Here is a 727-nt window from a genome sequence, read left to right as displayed (position 1 = left end):
CCGCCGCCCAGCGCCTCTGCGCTCCCCAGCCCGGCGGCCCCCGCACCGGCCGGTCCGACGACCACTTCGCAGACGGTGACCGCGCTTCCCGCGCCCCCGCTTCAACCGGGTACCGACTGCCGGACGGTGGCATGACCACCCAAGTCCAGCCGCCGGTCGCGGTCACGCCTCCCTTGCCCACCCGGCGCAACGCCGAGCTGGCGCTGCTGTTCTTCGCCGCGCTGATCACCGTCGCGGCGTTGCTCATCGTGGAGGCCAACCAGGACCGCGGCCTGAGCTGGAACGTGACCAGCTATGGGTTGGCGTTCTTGCTCGCTTTCGGGTCGGCGCACGTCGCCATCCGGCGTTTCGCGCCCTACACCGACCCGCTGCTGTTGCCAATTGTCGCGCTCCTCAACGGACTTGGGTTGGTGATGATTCACCGGCTGGATCTGGTCAACAACCAGCTCAGCGGCCGGCATCACCCCAGCGCGACCCAACAGATGCTGTGGACCCTGATCGGCGTCGTCACCTTCGCCCTGGTGGTCACCTTCTTGAAAGACCACCGGCAACTGGCCCGCTATGGCTACATCTGCGGGATCACGGGGCTGCTATTCCTGTCGATTCCCGCCCTGCTGCCGGCGGCGCTGTCCGAGCAGAACGGCGCCAAGATCTGGATTCGCTTCCCCGGCTTCTCGATCCAGCCCGCCGAGAAGAAGATCAGCAACAGGATCTTGGAGAACTCGTA

At 66.7% G+C, this 727-nt stretch carries 1 protein-coding gene; it reads left to right on the top strand.

Annotated features, from left to right (window positions below; genetic code table 11):
• Positions 1–131: 131 nt before the first annotated feature.
• On the top strand, positions 132–727 hold a 596-nt coding region (locus A5700_RS14925; protein ID WP_197502954.1), incomplete at its 3' end, for an FtsW/RodA/SpoVE family cell cycle protein.

Origin of the sequence: Mycobacterium sp. E1214 (genome assembly GCF_001666755.1) — a bacterium.
GTDB lineage: Bacteria > Actinomycetota > Actinomycetes > Mycobacteriales > Mycobacteriaceae > Mycobacterium.
Note: the sequence above shows the minus strand (reverse complement) of the source record. Positions and strands in the feature narration are given on the sequence as shown.